18 protein-coding genes and 1 rRNA gene are annotated in these 19,596 nt (G+C 66.7%); 17 read left to right on the forward strand and 2 right to left on the reverse strand.

Annotated elements, in window-relative coordinates:
* The 11 genes from rrf to xerD all read left to right on the forward strand — a co-directional run.
* Window positions 1-104, forward strand: a 5S ribosomal RNA gene (gene rrf / locus WFK36_RS07105); the annotation flags it as partial.
* Between the two features lie 77 nt (window positions 105-181).
* Window positions 182-1,927: an HAD-IIA family hydrolase gene (locus WFK36_RS07110; RefSeq protein ID WP_336791018.1), complete on the forward strand. Its 1,746-nt coding sequence runs from the start codon at window positions 182-184 to the stop codon at window positions 1,925-1,927.
* 12 nt (window positions 1,928-1,939) lie between these two features.
* Window positions 1,940-2,227 (forward strand): hypothetical protein, encoded by a 288-nt coding sequence (locus WFK36_RS07115; protein ID WP_336791020.1) that lies wholly within the window; start codon window positions 1,940-1,942, stop codon window positions 2,225-2,227.
* Window positions 2,227-3,081 (forward strand): TlyA family RNA methyltransferase, encoded by an 855-nt coding sequence (locus WFK36_RS07120; RefSeq protein WP_336791022.1) that lies wholly within the window; start codon window positions 2,227-2,229, stop codon window positions 3,079-3,081. The genes WFK36_RS07115 and WFK36_RS07120 overlap by 1 nt, the downstream gene beginning before the upstream one ends.
* 20 nt (window positions 3,082-3,101) lie before the next feature.
* Window positions 3,102-4,052, forward strand: coding sequence for an NAD kinase (locus WFK36_RS07125; RefSeq protein ID WP_336791024.1), 951 nt, complete (start codon window positions 3,102-3,104; stop codon window positions 4,050-4,052).
* Between the two features lie 6 nt (window positions 4,053-4,058).
* Window positions 4,059-5,801 (forward strand): DNA repair protein RecN, encoded by a 1,743-nt coding sequence (recN, locus tag WFK36_RS07130; RefSeq protein ID WP_336791026.1) that lies wholly within the window; start codon window positions 4,059-4,061, stop codon window positions 5,799-5,801.
* A gap of 120 nt (window positions 5,802-5,921) precedes the next feature.
* Window positions 5,922-7,106, forward strand: a complete 1,185-nt coding sequence (gene steA, locus WFK36_RS07135; protein ID WP_336791901.1) for a putative cytokinetic ring protein SteA — start codon at window positions 5,922-5,924, stop codon at window positions 7,104-7,106.
* Window positions 7,107-7,125: 19 nt separating this feature from the next.
* Window positions 7,126-8,055: a copper transporter gene (locus WFK36_RS07140; protein ID WP_336791028.1), complete on the forward strand. Its 930-nt coding sequence runs from the start codon at window positions 7,126-7,128 to the stop codon at window positions 8,053-8,055.
* A gap of 101 nt (window positions 8,056-8,156) precedes the next feature.
* Window positions 8,157-9,890 (forward strand): CTP synthase, encoded by a 1,734-nt coding sequence (locus WFK36_RS07145; protein WP_336791030.1) that lies wholly within the window; start codon window positions 8,157-8,159, stop codon window positions 9,888-9,890.
* A complete protein-coding gene (locus WFK36_RS07150) occupies window positions 9,887-10,519 on the forward strand; it encodes an NUDIX hydrolase (RefSeq protein ID WP_336791032.1) in 633 nt (210 codons plus the stop codon). Before WFK36_RS07145 ends, WFK36_RS07150 begins: the two co-directional genes overlap by 4 nt.
* On the forward strand, window positions 10,519-11,448 hold the full coding sequence (gene xerD, locus WFK36_RS07155; RefSeq protein ID WP_336791034.1) for a site-specific tyrosine recombinase XerD: 930 nt from the start codon (window positions 10,519-10,521) through the stop codon (window positions 11,446-11,448). The genes WFK36_RS07150 and xerD overlap by 1 nt, the downstream gene beginning before the upstream one ends.
* A gap of 3 nt (window positions 11,449-11,451) precedes the next feature.
* Here the strand turns inward: xerD and WFK36_RS07160 are convergent, their stop codons facing one another.
* Window positions 11,452-12,096 carry a hypothetical protein gene (locus WFK36_RS07160; RefSeq protein ID WP_336791036.1) on the reverse strand — a complete coding sequence of 215 codons (645 nt, stop codon included), beginning with the start codon at window positions 12,094-12,096 and terminating at the stop codon, window positions 11,452-11,454.
* Window positions 12,097-12,263: 167 nt separating this feature from the next.
* The gene (locus WFK36_RS07165; protein WP_336791038.1) at window positions 12,264-13,607 is read right to left on the reverse strand and encodes an HNH endonuclease signature motif containing protein; all 1,344 of its coding nucleotides are present in this window, start codon (window positions 13,605-13,607) and stop codon (window positions 12,264-12,266) included.
* A 266-nt stretch (window positions 13,608-13,873) separates the two neighbouring features.
* Between WFK36_RS07165 and WFK36_RS07170 the strand changes: the two genes are divergently transcribed.
* Genes WFK36_RS07170 through der form a run of 6 tightly spaced genes read left to right on the forward strand, consistent with a single transcriptional unit; the run spans window position 13,874 to window position 19,528 of the window.
* Entirely contained in the window at window positions 13,874-14,773 is a 900-nt protein-coding gene (locus WFK36_RS07170; RefSeq protein WP_336791040.1) for a ParA family protein, read from the forward strand.
* Window positions 14,770-15,633: a segregation and condensation protein A gene (locus WFK36_RS07175; RefSeq protein ID WP_336791042.1), complete on the forward strand. Its 864-nt coding sequence runs from the start codon at window positions 14,770-14,772 to the stop codon at window positions 15,631-15,633. The genes WFK36_RS07170 and WFK36_RS07175 overlap by 4 nt, the downstream gene beginning before the upstream one ends.
* Window positions 15,626-16,333: an SMC-Scp complex subunit ScpB gene (gene scpB, locus WFK36_RS07180; RefSeq protein ID WP_008381783.1), complete on the forward strand. Its 708-nt coding sequence runs from the start codon at window positions 15,626-15,628 to the stop codon at window positions 16,331-16,333. Before WFK36_RS07175 ends, scpB begins: the two co-directional genes overlap by 8 nt.
* 56 nt (window positions 16,334-16,389) lie before the next feature.
* Window positions 16,390-17,415 carry a pseudouridine synthase gene (locus WFK36_RS07185; protein ID WP_336791046.1) on the forward strand — a complete coding sequence of 342 codons (1,026 nt, stop codon included), beginning with the start codon at window positions 16,390-16,392 and terminating at the stop codon, window positions 17,413-17,415.
* The gene (gene cmk, locus WFK36_RS07190; RefSeq protein ID WP_336791048.1) at window positions 17,415-18,089 is read left to right on the forward strand and encodes a (d)CMP kinase; all 675 of its coding nucleotides are present in this window, start codon (window positions 17,415-17,417) and stop codon (window positions 18,087-18,089) included. The genes WFK36_RS07185 and cmk overlap by 1 nt, the downstream gene beginning before the upstream one ends.
* Window positions 18,086-19,528, forward strand: coding sequence for a ribosome biogenesis GTPase Der (der, locus tag WFK36_RS07195; protein WP_336791050.1), 1,443 nt, complete (start codon window positions 18,086-18,088; stop codon window positions 19,526-19,528). Before cmk ends, der begins: the two co-directional genes overlap by 4 nt.
* Window positions 19,529-19,596 lie beyond the last annotated feature (68 nt).

Raw genomic sequence — 19,596 nt, forward strand, 5'->3', positions numbered from 1 at the left:
GCGGAGGGGAAACGCCCGGCCCCATTCCGAACCCGGAAGCTAAGCCCTCCAGCGCCGATGGTACTGCACTTTAGTCAGTGTGGGAGAGTAGGACACCGCCGAACTCAACATTTATTCGAGCCCCTCAACCCTTGTGGTTGAGGGGCTCGAATACTTTCTGCACCCGGGTAGATTGGACGACATGAGCAAGCCCCACAGCGACGAGCCGACACTGCCGGACGATGTGTCTGCGTCGGATCTGGATCCGGAGATCCGTCGCGATCTCCAGGCATTGGATCGGACCACTGCGGATCGGGTGGCTCGACACCTGGTGATGGCGTCAGACCTGCTCGGGGTAGACCCAGATGCGGCACTCGCGCACGCGCGTGCCGCACGAGCGCGAGGGGCGCGTGTCGGGGTCGTCCGCGAAACCGCCGGGATCGCTGCGTACAACGCCGGAGAGTGGCAGGAAGCGATCACCGAACTCCGTGCGGCACGCCGCATGACGGGCGCCGACGAACTGTTGCCGCTGATCGCCGACAGCGAGCGCGGCCTCGGTCGGCCTGAACGGGCAGTAGAGATCGCCGAGAGCGAAGACGGGCGCGCCCTGACCGGCGAGGAAGCGCTCGAGATGCTCATCGTGGCGTCCGGAGCGTGCCTCGATCTCGGTCAGCCCGAGCGGTCGGTCGCTCTCCTCGAGACCGGAGATCTGCGTCCCGGACGTGTCGGCAGCGACGCCGCCCGCTTGTTCTACGCCTACGCATCGTCACTCGAAGCGGCCGGCCGGCGTGCGGATGCATTGACCTGGTTCCAGAATGCCGCTGCCGCCGACGTAGAAGACCTCACCGACGCCGAATTCCGGCTCATGGACCTCACAGCCGTTGAGTCGGAGTCCACAGACGGCGTCGTCGACGGCAAAGGCATCAGCTCTGGGACCGAGTCGACAAGTCTCGGCGCCCACTACGACACACTTCTCTTCGACCTGGACGGCACCCTCTTCGCCGGAGCGTCTGCGCTCCCGCATGCAGTGTCGGCCGTGAACGATGCCGCGGCCGGAGTCCTGTTCGTGACGAACAATGCGAGCCGTTCTCCGGACGAGGTCGCAGATCACCTCGCCGCGCTCGGCTTCTCGGCGCACTCCGACCAAGTCGTGACAAGCGCACAGGCCGGCGCAACGCTTGTCGCAGAGCGAGTTCCGGCGGGCAGCACGGTGCTTGTCGTCGGTGCACAAAGCCTCCGCGACGAGATCAGCGCCCGTGGGCTGGTCGTCGTGGACTCAGCTGACGACATCCCGGCCGCGGTGGTACAGGGGCACTCACCGGACACCGGGTGGGCCGAGCTGTCCGAAGCGGCGCTCGCGGTGCGAAACGGGGCCGTCTGGGTCGCGTGCAATGTCGACACGACACTGCCGAACGAACGAGGACTTCTCGTCGGCAACGGTTCGATGGTCGCCGCGGTCAAATCGGCCACCGGTGCCGAACCGCTTGTCGCGGGCAAACCTGCGGCACCCATCATGCGCGATGCCCTCTCGCGTGGCGAAGGCCGTCGTCCACTTGTCGTCGGTGACCGACTCGACACCGACATCGCAGGCGCGCACACCGTGGGTCTCGACAGTCTCCTCGTGCTGACCGGGGTGTCGACTGCCGTCGACATGCTGGCTGCAGGCCCGAACTGCCGTCCGACATACGTCGCCGCGAACGGCCTCGCCGGGCTCGCGTCCGATGCGGAATCGCTGCGGATCGGACCACACGACGATTGGCGAGTGCAGGTCATCGACGAGCACGTCACTGTCGCATCACGCGGTGCGAGCGATCCGCTCGCCCTTCTGCCGACCCTGGCGCACGCAGTCTGGACCGCTGATGTCGGAACGCGTGACCTGCGTATCGCGGCCGAGGACGACACGGCGGCAGAAGCACTCGCGGCGGTCGGTCTCGCCGCCCTGCGTTAGCCTGGATACGTTATGAACTCCGAGGCAGACCCCACCCAGACAGGTTTTGCGCACACAGGTCGCACACCGGAACGTCCGTCACCCGGGGCGATGGCCGCACAGGCAGCTCAGCGCACCTCAGAACCGGGTGATCCTGCAGATCATCCAGTGTCAGGCGCAGTGGACGAACTCCTCGAAGAAGCAGCGATGATCTCCGCCGTCGTCGGAGACGAGTTCGACCTCGGCGCAGTGTCTCGGCAGGCTCAACTGCTCACTCAGGCACACGACGCACTGTCGGCGGCTCTCGAGGACGCACGCTGATGGCGGCTCGTGCACGCCTCGACGCCGAGCTGGTCCGCCGGGGTCTCGCCCGTTCGCGTGAGCAGGCCCGTGAGCTGATCGACGCAGGCAAAGTGAAAGTCAACGGAACCGTGGCCTCGAAGGCCGCGACCAACGTCGCACGAGACACTCCGGTGCTGGTCACCGAGCCGGACACCGATGACTGGGCGTCTCGAGGAGCTCACAAGCTGCTCGGCGCCCTCGAGGCGTTCGAACCTCGAGGAGTCTCCGTCGACGGAAAGCGCTGCCTGGACGCGGGCGCGTCCACCGGCGGCTTCACCGATGTGCTCCTGCGTCGAGGAGCCCGAGAGGTCGAAGCCGTCGACGTCGGCTACGGCCAGTTGGTGTGGAAGCTGCAGACTGACGACCGCGTCCACGTCCACGATCGCACCAACGTCCGAACAATCACGGCCGACTCGATCGGAGGAGAGGTCGACCTCATCGTCGGCGACCTCTCGTTCATCTCGCTACGCCTCGTGCTGCCCGCGCTCGCGGCGTGTCTCGCCGTCGGCGGTGATGCGCTTCCGATGGTGAAGCCTCAGTTCGAGGTCGGCAAGGACCGCGTCGGATCTGGCGGAGTCGTCCGAGACCCGGCGCTACGCGCAGAAGTGGTCGCGGACGTCGCTCGGACGGCACGGACGCTCGGACTCACGACCCTCGGTGTTGTCGCGAGTCCGCTGCCGGGACCGTCGGGCAACGTCGAGTACTTCCTGTGGCTGCGGAAGACGGACACGGGGAGTACGTCGTCCGGGCCTGCGGATACCGTTGAGGTGCCGCCGGTCGACGACGACGTGTGGCAGATGATCCTCCAGGCCGTCGCCGACGGTCCCGAATGAACTCCGAAGGCGGGGCCAGCATGTCAGACCGCACCTTCATGGTGGTCGCGCACTCGGGTCGAGACGCGGTCACGACCACCCTGACCACGATCGCGAAACGATGTGCCGACGCCGGGGTCGCGGTTCGCCTGGTCGACCACGACCTGCACGACTCCGGTCACCCGGACCAGACCGCGGCAGCCGATCCCATCGACCCCGAGATCCTGCGCCGCACCGGGGCCGACATCGACGTGACCGATCCCGTGTCGGCGTCCGCGGCGGGCTGTGAGATCGTCATCGTCCTCGGCGGCGACGGCACGTTCCTGCGCGCCGCAGAACTCGCCTATCCGTCGTCCGTGCCGCTGATGGGCATCAACCTCGGTCATATCGGTTTCCTCGCCGAGGCCGAGTCGCACCGCGTCGACGAGGTGCTCGACATGCTGATCTCCGGCAGGTACCGCGTGGAGGACCGAATGGTCCTCGACGTGACGGTCAGCGACCCCGGAGCACCGGCGCCACGTAGCCGTACCTGGGCGCTGAACGAAGTGGTGATCCAGAACAAAGCGAAGAGTGGAGTCCTCGAGCTCGTCACCGAAGTCGACGGCCGACCCGTCTCGGCGTTCGGCGCCGACGGCCTTCTCGTCGCGACGCCGACCGGATCCACCGCGTACGCGTTCTCGGCAGGCGGCCCCGTGATGTGGCCGGACCTGGAGGCGATCCTCGTGGTGCCCAGCAACGCACATGCCCTGTTCGCCCGCCCGATGGTCACCTCACCGCGCTCGCGCGTGGCGGTGGAGATCCACCGTGGCGGCCGCGACGGCGTTGCGCTCTGCGACGGTCGGCGTGTCATCGATGTGCCCGCGGGTTCGCGCATCGAGGTGGTGCGCGCTCCGCGTTCGCTGCGCTGGGTGCGGATCGATTCCGAGCCGTTCGCCGACCGACTCGTCACGAAGTTCTCGCTGCCTGTCACGGGTTGGCGGGGGAGGAGCTGAGCCGCGGTGCTCGAAGAACTGTCGATCACAAGCCTCGGCGTCGTGGAGTCGGCGTCTGCCGAGTTCCATCCCGGATTCACCGCTCTCACCGGTGAGACCGGTGCGGGCAAGACGATGATCGTGACCAGTCTGCGGCTGCTTTCCGGCGGACGCGCCGACGCCGGCCGCGTGCGAACCGGCGACGACCGCGCCGTCGTCGAAGGACGTTTCCGGCTGCCCGCCGAGCACGGCACGACGATCGCCGAACTCCTCGACGAGACCGGGGCCGACGTCGACGACGACAACACTGTCATCGCGTCCCGCACGGTGAACGCCGACGGCCGGTCACGCGCACGACTGGGCGGTCGCAGCGTTCCGGTAGGCACCCTCGGTGCGCTGACCGGAGAACTCCTGGCGATTCACGGTCAGAACGATCAACTCCGGCTGATCCGCGGTGACCAACAGCGGGCCGCGCTCGACCGGTACGCGGGCGACGCTGCAGCGAAGACGTTGGCGAAGTACCGGCAGGCCCGCGACAAGTGGGTACGAGTTCTCGACGAACTCGATCGACTGCGAGCCGACTCACGGGAGATGGCGCAGGAGGCGGACCGTCTGCGGTTCGGACTCGAGGAGATCGACGCCGTGAAGCCCGTTCCGGGTGAGGACGCGGAACTCGTCGAGATCGTTCGACGGCTGACCGATCTGGAGGACATCCGCAGTGCCGCATCGCAGGCGCAGGACATCGTGGCGGGTGACACCGGCTCGGTGGTCGACGCGCTCGGCACCGTCCGCTCGCTTCTGGAGTCGGCCGCCGATCAGGCATTGCGCGACTTGCGCCCTCGGATCGAAGAGGCGCTGGCCGTGGTCGGCGACATCGGCGACGAGCTGACCGGCTTCCTCGCTGGACTGCCGGACGACGCCGCGGACCTCGACTCGCTCTTGACCCGGCAGGCCGAACTCAAATCTCTCACGCGCAAGTACGCGGCCGACGTCGACGGTGTGCTCGAGTGGCAGGAGCAGGCGCAACGCCGCCTCACCGAGATCGATGATCCGCAGTCGCGGATCGACGAGTTGGAGGCGTCGTCGCGCAGCATCCGCGATGAGGTCGCAGCGTTGGCGACCAAGCTCCACGCGCAACGGTCGAAGGCGGCGAAGTCGTTGGCGGCCAAGGTGTCCGTCGAGTTGGCAGGGCTGGCGATGGGTGGCAGCGAGCTCGCTGTCGTCGTCTCGTTGCGCCCCGCGGACGATCCCCGGCTGGCGGTCGAGATCAACGGGACGCAGGCGCACGCCGGGGGACACGGCGCCGACGTCGTCGAGTTCGGCCTTGTCGCGCATAAGGGCGCCGCACCGCTCCCGATTGCGAAATCCGCGTCAGGCGGTGAACTGTCCCGCGTGATGCTTGCGCTGGAAGTGGTGCTGGCCGAACCCGATTCGGGATCGGTCATGGTATTCGACGAAGTCGACGCTGGAGTGGGCGGCGGTGCTGCCGTCCAGATCGGTGCACGTCTTGCACGTCTCGCCCGTCGGCATCAGGTGATCGTGGTGACTCACTTGCCGCAGGTGGCCGCTTTTGCCGACAATCACCTGCTGATCGGAAAGGAAGGTGGCGGGTCCGCGGGTCGACAGCGATCGACCCTGACCGCGCTCGACCGGGGCGCCCGAGTCTCTGAACTAGCGAGAATGCTTGCTGGACTTGGTGATTCGGACACGGGCCGGGCTCACGCCGAGGAGCTTCTCCAGACGGCGGAGGCCGCCCGCGCAGAACAGTGAGGTGCCGGAACCGCACTCGACAGGCCGAGACGCATGTGACTGATGTGATTAAAGTTTCCTGAGTTACGGCGCGCCTCCTGGTCATCGTCGGCGGACCGGCCCACTATGGCAGTCATGAGGATGCCTGCCCTGCTATCGCGGAACACCGAAGTACTTCCCGGTCTGATCGGCATTGCGCGGATCGACAAGAACACCAAACGACTCCTGCAGAGGATCGGCGAGGACGAGATCGCCGTCCTCGACGAGGTCGATCTCGACCGAGTGACCGCCGACGCGCTGATCGAAGCGAAGGTCGCGGCCGTTGTGAACGTCAGCGAGTCGATCACAGGTCGCTATCCGAACCTCGGTCCGGAGGTGCTCGCGGCGTCGGGCATCGTCCTGCTCGACAATGTCGGCGGCGAGATCTTCTCGCGAATCAAGGACGGACAGAAGGTTCGCGTGCACGATGCGCGCCTGTACGTCGGCGATCGTGTCGTGGCGCGGGGTGAGGAACTCGACGAGCGCATCGTCGCCGATCGAATGCTCGACGCGAAGACCGGGCTCGTCGACCACCTCGAAGCGTTCTCGGGCAATACCATCGAGTTCATCCGCAGCGAGTCGCCGCTGCTCATCGACGGGGTGGGCATCCCGGATGTGCACTGCAAACTTGAAGGCCGCCACGTGGTCGTCGTCGCCGAAGGTGTGGGTCGCGGCGCGGACCTGAAGGCGCTCAAGCCGTTCATCAAGGAGTATCAGCCGATCATGATCGGTGTCGGTGCGGGCGCCGACACCCTGATGAAGGCCGGATACCGTCCTGCGATTGTCGTCGGCGACCCCGACGAGATCGACACCGACACTCTCAAGTCGGGTGCGGAACTCGTCCTGCCCGCCGACCCGGACGGTCACGCTCCGGGGCTCGAACGCATTCAAGACCTCGGGGTCGGGGCGACGACGTTCCCCGCTGCCGGCTCCGCCGCAGATCTTGCGCTGCTCCTCGCCGACTTCCACGGCGCGGACCTCATCGTGACAGCCGGCCTCGGCGGTTCACTCAACGACTTCTTCGATCGTGAACTGCGCGATCAGATCCCGTCGACGTTCCTGACCCGCCTGAAGGTGGGCCCCAAGCTCGTCGACGCGAAAGCGGTCTCGACTCTCTACCGCAGTCGGGTGAGTGGAACCGCCATCGCCATGCTGATGTTGGCGGCGCTCATCGCGCTCATCGCGACTGTCATCATCACGCAGGGCGGCAGTGACATGACCGGCTGGATCGTCGACCGCTGGAATGTGTTCGTCGAGTGGGTCTCCGGGGTGTGGAACACCAAATGAAAGCTGTGTGGAACACCAAATGATCACTATGCGTCAACACGCGATCTCGTTGATCGCGGTATTTCTCGCGCTTGCGTTGGGACTCTTCCTGGGGTCGGGCTTCATCGGTGACCGTGTCAACGCGCTCACCGGCACCGATCGCGACAAGATCAGTTCCCTGCAGGACGAGCGAGACGACCTGTCGGCTCAGGTCAACTCCGCTGACAGCTTCACATCCGCGATAGGCGGCCGGCTCACCAAGGACGTGCTGAAAGGCAAGTCGGTGCTCGTGGTCACGGCGCCTGACGCTGCTGATGCGGATGTGACGGCGCTCAAGGAACTGCTCAACGACGCGGGAGCGACGTTTGCTGGCCAGATCGGGCTCACCACCTCGTTCATCCGTGACGAGAACGCATCCAAACTGCGGACTGTCATCGACCAGTCCATTCCGACCGGCGCCCAGCTGCGCGTCGAGTTCACGGACTCCGGATCACGAACCGGCGACTTGCTCGGCGTCACGCTACTGCATCGGAGTGGGCAGCGTGCGGCATCGGACGCCGATCGGCGAACGGTGCTCGACACCCTGCGCGGGGGCGAGTTCATCGAGTTCGCCGACGGAACTGTGAAGCCCGCCGACCTCGTTCTGGTGGTTGCAGGTGGAGAGATGGGCGAGAACTCCGGCGCGCAGGGACAACTCGTCGGCAGGCTCGCAGCCACGATGGCGATGCGAGGACAAGGCGGCGCACTGGTCGGGCGCACAGGCTCAGCCGAAGGCGGTTCGCCGATCGGCGTCGTGCGGTCCGATCCGGCGCTCCGCAACGCTGTCTCGACTGTCGACAACGTCGACCGCGAGACCGGGCGTCTGACGACGATCCTGGTGCTCGGCGAAGAGCTCGCGGGCCGTTCGGACGCCTTCGGCACCGGCCCCGGTGCGACGGCCATCACGGTCGGAGCCGAACCTGCACGATGACGGCGGCGTGTCGCGCACACCCGCGCGAAACCCTGTTAGGCTGAAGTCCCGTAGGTCATCAGGTATTCGGCAATCCTGATACACCCCGACGGGAGAATCATTTGCGATCACTGCGTTCCGAGCGTGTCAGTCCCAAGCACATCTTCGTGACGGGCGGTGTCGCATCCTCGCTCGGCAAGGGTCTCACCGCTTCGAGCCTGGGTCAGCTCCTCACCGCACGCGGCATGCGTGTCACGATGCAGAAGGTCGATCCGTACCTCAATGTCGATCCGGGAACGATGAATCCGTTCCAGCACGGTGAGGTGTTCGTCACCGAGGACGGCGGCGAGACGGACCTCGACATCGGTCACTACGAGCGCTTCCTCGACCGGAACCTGTCGGGTACCGCCAACGTGACGACAGGTCAGGTGTACTCGACGGTCATCGCGAAGGAACGACGCGGCGAGTACCTCGGCGACACCGTGCAGGTGATCCCGCACATCACCGACGAACTCAAGGCGCGGATGCTCGCCATGCACGAGCCGGATTCGTCGGGAGAGGCCCCCGACGTGGTGATCACAGAGATCGGCGGCACCGTCGGCGACATCGAGTCGCTGCCGTTCATCGAAGCGGCCCGCCAGATCCGCCACGACCTCGGTCGCAACAACGTCTTCTTCCTCCACGTCTCGCTGGTTCCGTACCTCGCGCCGTCAGGTGAACTGAAGACCAAGCCGACGCAGCACTCGGTCGCCGCTCTCCGCAGCATCGGCATTCAGCCGGACGCCCTGATCCTGCGCTGCGATCGGCCTGTTCCGGACGGCTTGAAGAAGAAGATCGCGTTGATGTGCGACGTGGACGTCGATGGCTGCATCTCGACGCCCGACGCTCCGTCTATCTACGACATCCCCAAGGTGCTGCACTCCGAGCAGTTGGATGCATACGTCGTCCGCCAGCTCGGGCTGCCGTTCCGCGACGTCGATTGGACCGTGTGGGGCGATCTTCTCGAGCGGGTCCACAATCCGCGTGAGACCGTCACGGTGGCACTGGTCGGCAAGTACATCGACTTGCCCGACGCCTACCTGTCGGTGACCGAGGCCATCCGTGCAGGCGGTTTCGCCCATCGTGCGCGCACTGAGATCAAGTGGGTGCCTTCGGACGACTGCGAGACGCCCGAAGGCGCCAACACCGCGCTTCGAGACGTGGACGCGATTCTGGTTCCCGGCGGCTTCGGCATCCGCGGAATCGAAGGCAAGCTCGGCGCCATCAGTTACGCCCGCGAGAACAAGATCCCGCTTCTCGGCCTGTGCCTCGGACTGCAGTGTGTGGTCATCGAGGCCGCGCGCTCGGCTGGACTGTCGGACGCGAGCTCGACCGAGTTCGATCCGGAGACCCCGTCGCCCGTGATCGCGACCATGGCCGATCAGGAGGCAGCCGTCGCAGGCGACGCCGACCTGGGCGGCACCATGCGTCTCGGTGCATACCCGGCCACTCTGATCCCGGGTTCACAGGTCGCGAAGTCGTACGGTTCCACCGATGTCAGCGAGCGTCACCGTCACCGGTTCGAGGTCAACAACGACTACCGCGACAAGATCGCCGAAGCGGGCCTCGTGTTCTCCGGAACCTCACCCGACGGTCGCCTCGTCGAGTTCGTCGAGTACCCGAAGGACGTGCACCCGTTCCTCGTCGCCACGCAGGCGCACCCGGAGCTCAAGAGCCGTCCGACCCGTCCGCATCCGCTGTTCAAGTCCCTGATCGACGCGGCGCTGCGCTACAAGCAGGCGACCCGGCTTCCGGTTGAGCTCGACGGATACGACGCGCCGGACCGTGAGGACGATCAGGTCCAGGCCGCAGAGTGAGCGGGCCCGGATCGCACGACTTCCGGACCGTGGGTTCGGAGACCGTCTATTCGGGTGCGATCCTGTCGCTGCGCCTCGACGACGTCGAGATGCCGGGCGGCCGGACGGCACGCCGCGAAGTGGTGGAACACCACGGTGCGGTGGCCGTCGTCGCACGTGACGAGCAGGGGCGGGTTGCTCTGATCCGCCAGTATCGGCACCCCGTCGGTCGTCGACTGTTGGAGATCCCCGCCGGACTCCTCGACGGCGGCCCGTCTGAAGGTCCGCTTGACGCTGCGAAACGGGAACTCGCCGAAGAAGCGGATCTTGCTGCGGCGCAGTGGCGCGTGCTTGTCGACCTCGACGTGTCGCCGGGCTTCACGGACGAGGCGTTGCGCGTCTATCTCGCCGAGGATCTGACGGCGCTTCCCGAGGCGGAGCGCGAGCACGAAGAAGCAGACCTGGCTCTGGAGTGGTATCCGCTGTCGGAGGCGGTCGGGCTGGCTCTGTCCGGAGAGATCGTCAACGCGACCGCGGTCGCGGGGATCCTCGCGTTGGCTGCCGCCGACGCCACGGGTGCCGACCTCAGAGGCGTCGACGAAGTGTGGCGTGACAGACCGACTGCGTTCGAGACGCGTCGGAGCTCCTGATGGCGGGCCGGTCCGGCGTCGACGACGTGGTGGCGGCCTATCTCGATCACCTCACGGTAGAGCGAGGCGCGGCGGCCAACACCATCGCGTCGTACCGTCGTGATCTGCGCCGCTACCAGGAGTTCTTGGAGGGCCAGGGACTGACCGACCTCGCCGATGTCCGTGAGGACACGGTCCGCGAGTTCCTCGTTGCGCTCCGACGCGGCGACCCGGCAGCTGAGGTGGCCCCGCTTGCGGACAGTTCGGTGGCGCGAACGCTGATCGCAGCCAGAGGCTTTCACAAGTTCGCGGCGGCGGAGGGCCTCGTGTCCGATGACGTGGCCCATGCCGTCCGGCCGCCGAAGGCTCCTCGGCGACTCCCGAAGTCGTTGCCGGTGGACGACGTCCTCGCGATCCTCGATGCCGCGGGAACGTCGGACGGCCCTCGTGCCCTCCGTGATCGGGCATTGCTCGAACTGCTGTACAGCTGTGGCGCCCGTATCTCCGAAGTCACGTCGCTCGACGTCGACGACATCGATGTGGAGCATCGCGCCGTGGTCCTGCGGGGCAAGGGGGGCAAAGAACGGATCGTTCCGGTCGGCCGCCCGGCGCTCGCCGCGGTGGATGCGTATCTCGTGCGTGGCCGACCTGCCCTGGTCAAGAAGGGGACACCCGCGCTCTTCCTCAACATTCGGGGTGGACGACTGTCGAGGCAGAGCGCCTGGCAGGTCCTCGTTGACGCCGCCGACCGGGCGGGCATCACGAAGGACGTCTCGCCGCACACTCTGCGACACAGTTTTGCGACCCATCTTCTTGACGGTGGGGCCGACGTCCGCGTGGTCCAAGAGCTTCTTGGGCACTCTTCAGTCACGACCACGCAGGTCTACACGCTCGTCACCGTCACCACGATGCGCGAGGTGTACGCCACGGCCCATCCTCGAGCACGCTGACGTCTACTGTTCTTCGGCGCGACGCGCTCTCCACACAAGCGCTGCCGTGACAATGACCAGTGCTGCGCCGCCTGCCGCGCCGAGCCACACGACTGTGGCGTCGGATGATCGACCGGGGTCGGCCGCGGAGGTCTCAGAGCTCGGCGCCGCGGTGACTCCGGTCTTCGCGCGGAGTTCTGCGAAGAACTCCGGTCCGACCTCATCGGCAGCGGCAGTCGGGCTGCATCCGTGGTCGTATAGGCGCGCCCATCGCGAAATGTCTGTGTCCAGGTACTTGCCGCCCTGAGCATTCGACGCGGCAAGGAAGTACTCGGGTCCAGTAGTGAACGTTCGGCGCTCTGCCATCGATGGACTGGTTGCAATGCTCAGGATCTCACCGACACGGGTTCCGTGGTAGGCCTCTTTCACCTCGACGTCGACCATGGTCAGAGGCATGGAACCGGTGACAGCACCGTCGATCGTCTTCTGATCGATAACCTGGACTTTGGCGACCACGGCGTAGTCGCGGAGAGCCGAGGCGATCCGAGCTTGATCGTCCTTGTAGCCTACACAGTCTGCCGACGCCGGACCCGCCCCGATCATCGACACGACACCGAGTGCAAACACGATCAGAGCGATCAACAACGCGGCCGGGCGACAATGACGCATATGGCCGACTGTACGGAAACGCTACTCAGAACGGTGGTGGTCCGGCGGAGTCGTACTCCACCTGGCGTTCCGCTTCCGCGCAGGCGCGGGCGAACCGGCGGCGTGACCGCAGTTGCATGCGGTAGGCGTGTTTGGCCTGGGTGCGAGTCTTGCTGCGCGTCGGGGCCTCACTGGTGTCGATGCCTGGGGTCAGTCGGGGAGCCGTGACGGCACGGCAGAAGACCCAGACCCGGTAGGTGCCAATAGTTACGGGCTCGTGCCCGGATCGTATGGCCGGACGGGGTGGTCGTCTCGGTCCAGATGACGCCGTTGGCGTCGGTGATCTGGTCGTCGAGCCAGCCGTCGACATGGGTCTTCACCAGGTGATGGAACCGGCACTTCGGGCCGAGGTTGCACGGGCATGTCGGGCCGCCCGCTGCGGGGCGGTCGTGGTTGAACTCGGTGACGTGGTCGAGGTCGCAGTCCCACGCTGTCCGGTTGCAGCCGGGCACGGTGCATCGTCCGTGCACCGCGCGGGAGGCGGTGTCCGCGGCCGCACCGGGCCGGTAGTCGGCCGGCCGGGCTGTGGTGGCGGTGAGATCGAGCGGCCGAATGACAGTGCCGGGCCTGGCGGCGATCTCGCGTGCGTGGTGAGAGTCGATGACGCCGTATCCGTCCATCCAGCCCGCCTTGGTCGACTCTCCGTTGAGGGTCGTCGCATCGGCGATGACGTGGACGATCACCGTGGCGAACCGTTCGCCGATCTCGGCGGCCGTTGCCGCCGCAGGGCAGTCGGGGTTGCCGCAGGTGCAGCCGAACGTGGTGCCGGTCAGCCGGGCGATCGCCAGATCTGAGCGGCGTGCGCCGACCGACCTCGGGTCGTCGGCGCAGGTCAGGGCGGCAGCGTCGGCGTCGATGGCCTTCTTGGCGAGCAGGACCTGCTCGGCGTCGGCGGCGACGGTCAAGACCGACTCGTCGCCGTCGTGGGCGACGGTGACGCCCTTCCCTCGGGCGGTGCGGCTGTCGCGGACGGCGTCGGGGTCGTGTTCGGTGACGATCCGCCGGGCCGTGTCTTTGCCGGTGCTCCACGAGACGGCCCCGCTGTCGCGCAGTTCCTGCGCGAGGTCTGCGTCGATGGCCGCGATGCTCTCGGCGTCCTCGACTGCCGTGCACTGCATGACGATCGTTCGGAAGGTGGCGAAGGAGATCAGACCGTCGCGCAGCAGGCCTGCGACGCGCGGGAGGCGGTCACGGGCGTCGAGTGCCAACTCGACCAGGGCCGACCCGGTGCTCTTGCCGACCGACATGGCAGCGGCGACCTCGGCGCCGAGCACGGTGGTGCCATTCAACAGCAGCATGTCGTCGCCGTCGGCCGCCGCGGCCTCGCGTCGAGCGGCGATCTCACCGATCATCCGCAGGCGACGCCACGCCAGGTGCGCCTCATCGGCGATGAGGGTTCGGACCGCACCGAGATCGTCGAAGTCGTTGCCTGAGGTGTCCACACCGAGCGAACCGGTGATGGTGCTGGCCATGGTGGGACTCCTTTCGACCTGTAGCTGAGGTGGAAGCTATTCGAACTGATGTTCTAATCGTAGCGCCCATTCCGAATGTCCGCAATAGGCAATTGAAGGGATGTGAGGGAAGTGTTCTCGACTAGATCGAGGGGAGCTGAGCCGGGGTTCTTGCGGCCGGTCGCCATGAAGGATGCGCGGCTCGCCGACGGCGTCGCACCCCTTCGGGCGGCGACCCTCTAGGATTGCCAGTGGACCGTCGGAGACTGAGAAGGAGCATCGGACAGGTGGACTACAAAGCCGGTGCCAAGGCGACGCAGGGCGAGCTCGACGTCCCCGCTGACAAGCTCGGACCGACCGGCCGTCCCTACCGCGACATCCCGGATCCGGCACCGCTGGACAAGCACGGCCCGGCAGTCATCATCGCGATGTGCAACCAGAAGGGCGGCGTCGGCAAGACGACGTCGACCATCAACCTGGGAGCTTCGCTGGCCGAAGCCGGACGACGCGTGCTGCTCGTCGACCTGGATCCACAGGGCGCGCTGTCCGCCGGACTCGGAGTGCCGCACCACGAACTCGAGCAGACCGTCCACAATCTCCTCGTGCCGCCGTACGCGGCGACCGACGACGTGTTGATGCGTACTCGAGTCGACGGGCTCGACCTGCTCCCGTCGAACATCGACCTCTCGGCAGCCGAGATCCAGCTCGTGACCGAGGTCGGTCGTGAGCAGGCGCTGGCCCGTGCACTGCACCCCGTGGCCGATCGGTACGACTACATCCTCATCGACTGCCAGCCCTCTCTGGGGCTGCTGACTGTCAACGCGCTGGCGTGCGCCGACAACGTGTTGATCCCGATGGAGTGCGAGTACTTCAGTCTCCGCGGGCTCGCCTTGCTCACCGACACCATCGACAAGGTGCACGACCGCCTCAACCCGCGGCTGGAACTCGGCGGGATCGTGGTCACGATGTACGACCAGCGCACGCTTCACTCGCGAGACGTGATGCAGCGTGTGGTCGAAGTGTTCGGCGACGCGGTGTTCGACACGGTCATCAACCGGACCGTCCGGTTCCCCGAGACGTCGGTCGCCGGTGAGCCGATCACGTCGTGGGCGCCCAAGTCGTCGGGCGCAGCCGCGTACCGGAGCCTTGCGCGAGAGGTGATCGCCCACAACGAAACGCGCACGTGACGCAGACCCCCGTCATCGACGAGGCGGCCCAGGGCGGTGCCGTTGAGGATGCTGCTGGGGCCGACCCGGCGGATGACGGGAAGTTCACGGTCAAGCTGACCAATTTCACCGGGCCGTTCGACCTGTTGTTGAACCTGATCAGCCAGCACCGGCTCGACGTGACCGAAGTCGCTCTGCATGTGGTCACCGACGATTTCATCGCCTACACCAAGGCACTCGGTCCAGACTCCGACCTCGAGCAGACCACCGAGTTCCTGGTGATCGCCGCGACCCTGCTGGACCTGAAGGCCGCACGATTGCTGCCCTCCGGCGAAGTGGACGACCCCGAAGACCTCGCGCTGCTCGAAGCCCGCGATCTGCTGTTCGCGCGACTGCTGCAGTACCGAGCCTTCAAGCAGGTCGCTGTACTGTTCGCCGAACTGGAAGCCGCTGCACTGCAACGGTATCCGCGCGCGGTATCACTTGAGGACCGCTACGTGGACCTGCTGCCCGAGGTGAAGATCGGCGTCGACGCCGCACAGTTCGCGCAGATCGCCGCGGCGGCGATCGCGCCGAAACCGATTCCGACCGTCGGTCTCGACCATCTCCACGGGTCGCCGGTGTCCGTGCCGGAACAGGCCAAGCGACTGTCGGAGCTCCTGGCAGACGCCAAGGGGGAGTGGCTCAGCTTCTCCCAGCTCGTCGCGGAATGCACGAGCGGACTCGAAGTGGTCGCACGATTCCTCGGTCTGCTCGAGTTGTATCGCGAACGAGCCGTGCTGTTCTCCCAGCCGGAGGCGCTCGGCGAACTCAAAGTGGTCTGGACCAGCGACCGCGACACCGACGAGATCGACATCGACACCACGGAAGACTATGGGTGAGGGGCTAGCGATGACTGAGGACTCTGCGGACGTCGGCGTCGACGATCTCGACAGGCTCGACGACGACGAGCTCAGGTCGGCGCTCGAAGCAGTCCTCCTGGTGGTCGACACGCCCGTCACAACCGAGGAACTCGCGAACGCGGTCGAGGATGAGGTCAAACGTGTTCGCGACATGCTCACCCGGATGAGCCGCGACCTCACCGACGCAGGAAGCGGGATCGATCTGCGATACGCGGGCGACGGTTGGCGCTTCTACACACGGTCCGAGTACGCGCCCTATGTCGAACGTCTCCTTCTCGACGGGACGCGCAGCAAGCTCACTCGCGCAGCACTCGAGACGCTCGCTGTGGTGGCCTACCGCCAGCCCGTCACGCGCGCGCGAGTCAGCGCGATCCGCGGCGTCAACGTGGACGGCGTGATGCGGACACTCGTCGCCCGGGGCCTGGTCAACGAGGTGGGGAACGATCCCCAGACCACCGGAACCCTGTACGCGACGAGTGAGATGTTCCTCGAGCGACTCGGTCTCGCATCGCTCAGTGAATTGCCCGACCTCGCTCCGCTGCTGCCGGACGTCGACGTCATCGACGACCTCGGCGACGAACTCCTCGACGACCCGCGATTCGCCAAACTCAGCGCTCGTCCGTCAGAATCAGAGGTTGACGCGTCGAAGGAAGCACTCCGACAGGCCGACGAGGAATAACTCGCGCCGCGTTCGCGTCATACACAACTGCACACCAGCAATCGAAGGATTCACTCATGGCATCCGCTAGCCGAGACGGCAGACCGGGACGAGGAGAAGGTGCGGGACGTTCCCGCGCCGGCGACTCTCGCGGCCAGAAGCCGACGGGTAAGAAGACCGGCGGCAAGTCCGCGTCAGGCCAGGGCAAGGGCGGCGCAGCGGCCCAGGGCCGAGGCGGTCAGGGCACCCGCAAGCAGCACCGCAAGGGCTCACGCCCGAACGCCGAGATCGGCAAGATCCGGTTCAACAATTCACGCCCGGCTCGTACGCAGAAGCCCGTCGTCGACGGTGACGGCGCCACGTACATCGCCGACGGCATGCGCCTCCAGAAGGTCCTCGCCGCAGCAGGCGTCGCATCGCGGCGCGGCGCGGAGGAGATGATCGCTGCAGGTCGAGTCGAGGTCGACGGCGAGATCGTGCTTGAGCAGGGCCTCCGCATCGATCCGAACACGGCGATCATCAAGGTCGACGGCGCGCGTGTGGTCATCGACGAGACGAAGCAGTATCTCGCACTCAACAAGCCCAAGGGCTGGCAGTCGACGATGAGCGACGATCAGGGGCGGCCGTGCATCGGCGACCTCGTCGCTGAACGCGTCATGTCCGGGCAGCGGCTGTTCCACGTCGGGCGCCTTGACGCCGAGACCGAAGGTCTCATCCTCCTGACCAACGACGGTGAGCTCGCACACCGACTCATGCACCCGTCGTTCGAGGTTCCCAAGACGTACATGGCGACAGTACGCGGAGAGGTGGGCCGTGGTCTCGGTCGCCGCCTGCGGGAGGGCGTTGACCTCGAGGACGGCCCGGTCAAGGTCGACTCCTACACGCAGATGGAGCTCTACCAGGGTGAGTCCCTGATCCGCCTCACGTTGCACGAAGGCCGCAAGCACGTCGTCCGACGCATGATGGACGCCGTCGGCCACCCGGTGATCCGCCTGGTCCGCACCGACATCGGCGCAGTGAATCTTGGCACGCAGCGGCCGGGCAGTCTCCGTGCGCTCGACAGCAAGGAGATCGGCGCGCTGTACAAGGCGGTGGGCCTGTGATGTCGGTCGTGGCCATCGACGGACCCGCCGGAACCGGCAAGTCGACCGTCGCACGGCGTCTCGCCGACCGCGTCGGCGCCCACTATCTGGACACCGGCGCCATGTACCGTGCGGCGACCCTCGCCGTCCAGCGTGCCGATGTCGCCCCTGATTCGGACGACGTCGCGAGTGTGGTCGCCGCCGCGGACATCAGGCTCGCTCCGGGGGAGGACGGCACGACCGTCGTCACGCTCGACGGCGACGACGTCTCGGCCGAGATCCGCACCGACACCGTGACCGCGGACGTGTCCGCGGTGTCGGCCAACGCCGACGTGCGGGAAAGGCTCGTCGACCTGCAGCGTGACCACGCGGATTCGGCGCTGCTCGTCGTCGAAGGACGCGACATCGGGACCGTCGTGTTCCCGACCGCGGCGTTGAAGGTGTTCCTCACCGCCACCCCTGAGGCGCGTGCCGAACGCAGGCACCGCCAGAACATCGCGGCAGGCCGCGAGAGCGTCCTCGACGAGGTGCTCGACAGCGTCAACCGACGTGACCATCTGGACTCGACACGCGCGGCGTCACCGCTGCGCGCCGCGGACGACGCGGTTCTCGTCGACACCAGTGACATGACTTTGGAGCAGGTCCTCGACCGGCTCACCGAGCTCGTTTCCGAGCGGATCGGAGAACACCGATGACTGACGACTACACGAACGCCCTCGAGGCGCCCGACACCGCGGGCGACGGCACGTGGGAGAGCGAATCGGACTGGGAGCTCGGGGAGTTCCTGAGCGAGAACGTCTTCAACGAGGCTCCGGCACTTCCCGTGGTCGCCGTGGTCGGCCGCCCCAACGTCGGCAAGTCGACTCTGGTCAACCGCATCCTCGGACGCCGCGAGGCCGTCGTCGAGGACGTTCCCGGCGTCACTCGCGACCGGGTGTCGTACCGGGCCGAGTGGACCGGGACGCCGTTCATGGTCACCGACACCGGCGGGTGGGAGCCCGACGCGAAGGGGATGGGCCAGTCGATCGCGGCGCAGGCAGAATTGGCGATGCGCACTGCCGACCTGATCGTTGTGGTCGTGGACGCGACTGTCGGCGCGACGGCGAGCGACGAGGCCGTCGCGCGTGTGCTCCGTCGTGCCAAAGCCCCGGTGATCCTGGCCGCGAACAAGGTCGACAGTGAACGCGCCGAGGCCGACGCAGCCGTCCTGTGGTCGCTTGGCCTCGGCGAACCGCACACGATCTCCGCAGCGCACGGACGCGGCACCGCAGAACTGCTCGACCTGATCCTGCAGAAACTGCCGGAGAAGCCGCGCGAGCGGTTCGCGCCGGGCGGCCCGCGCCGCGTGGCACTGGTCGGCAAACCGAACGTCGGCAAGAGCTCGCTCCTCAATCGCCTCGCGGGCGAGGAGCGGTCCGTGGTCGACAACGTCGCAGGCACCACGGTCGACCCCGTCGACGAGATGATCGAACTCGACGGCAAGCCGTGGCATTTCGTCGACACCGCCGGTCTGCGCCGCAAGGTGCACACGGCAACCGGTCACGAGTACTACGCGTCGCTGCGCACTCGCGCTGCGTTGGAGTCGGCCGAGGTCGCGCTGCTGCTGATCGACGCCGGCCAGCCGATCACCGAGCAGGATCTCCGCATCCTGTCGTTGGTCGTCGAGACCGGCCGTGCGCTCGTGGTCGTCTTCAACAAGTGGGACCTCGTGGACGAGGACCGTCGGTACGAACTCGACAAGGAGATCGACCGGGAACTCGCCCGCGTCCCGTGGGCGCGACGAGTCAACATCTCGGCGCACACCGGCCGAAGCGTCCAGAAGCTCGTCCCCGCGCTCGAAGGCGCCTTGGAGTCGTGGGACCGGCGCGTGTCGACCGGTCGCCTCAACAGCTGGCTCAAGGACGTCATCGCGGCCACGCCGCCGCCGGTTCGTGGTGGACGCCAGCCTCGTGTCATGTTCGCGACGCAGGCCGCGACACGGCCTCCGACCTTCGTCTTGTTCACGAGCGGCTTCCTCGAGGCCGGCTACCGCCGGTTCATCGAGCGCCGTCTCCGCGAGGAGTTCGGATTCGACGGATCGCCGGTACGCGTGAACGTGCGAGTCCGCGACAAGCGAGAACAGCGCCGCAAGTGACGACCCGCGTCGGACGATGGCATGATTTTCATGCCGATCCCGGCGATCCGGTGAATGTGAGACGAGGT

This window comes from Gordonia malaquae (assembly GCF_037148075.1).
Lineage (GTDB): Bacteria > Actinomycetota > Actinomycetes > Mycobacteriales > Mycobacteriaceae > Gordonia > Gordonia malaquae.

Coding starts and splice junctions, on each gene's coding strand:
- WFK36_RS07110 (WP_336791018.1), top strand. CDS start 182: ATGAGCAAGCCCCACAGCGACGAGCCGACACTGCCGGACGATGTGTCT.
- WFK36_RS07115 (WP_336791020.1), top strand. CDS start 1,940: ATGAACTCCGAGGCAGACCCCACCCAGACAGGTTTTGCGCACACAGGT.
- WFK36_RS07120 (WP_336791022.1), top strand. CDS start 2,227: ATGGCGGCTCGTGCACGCCTCGACGCCGAGCTGGTCCGCCGGGGTCTC.
- WFK36_RS07125 (WP_336791024.1), top strand. CDS start 3,102: ATGTCAGACCGCACCTTCATGGTGGTCGCGCACTCGGGTCGAGACGCG.
- steA (WP_336791901.1), top strand. CDS start 5,922: ATGCCTGCCCTGCTATCGCGGAACACCGAAGTACTTCCCGGTCTGATC.
- WFK36_RS07140 (WP_336791028.1), top strand. CDS start 7,126: ATGATCACTATGCGTCAACACGCGATCTCGTTGATCGCGGTATTTCTC.
- xerD (WP_336791034.1), top strand. CDS start 10,519: ATGGCGGGCCGGTCCGGCGTCGACGACGTGGTGGCGGCCTATCTCGAT.
- WFK36_RS07160 (WP_336791036.1), bottom strand. CDS start 12,096: ATGCGTCATTGTCGCCCGGCCGCGTTGTTGATCGCTCTGATCGTGTTT.
- WFK36_RS07165 (WP_336791038.1), bottom strand. CDS start 13,607: ATGGCCAGCACCATCACCGGTTCGCTCGGTGTGGACACCTCAGGCAAC.
- scpB (WP_008381783.1), top strand. CDS start 15,626: ATGGGTGAGGGGCTAGCGATGACTGAGGACTCTGCGGACGTCGGCGTC.
- WFK36_RS07185 (WP_336791046.1), top strand. CDS start 16,390: ATGGCATCCGCTAGCCGAGACGGCAGACCGGGACGAGGAGAAGGTGCG.
- cmk (WP_336791048.1), top strand. CDS start 17,415: ATGTCGGTCGTGGCCATCGACGGACCCGCCGGAACCGGCAAGTCGACC.
- der (WP_336791050.1), top strand. CDS start 18,086: ATGACTGACGACTACACGAACGCCCTCGAGGCGCCCGACACCGCGGGC.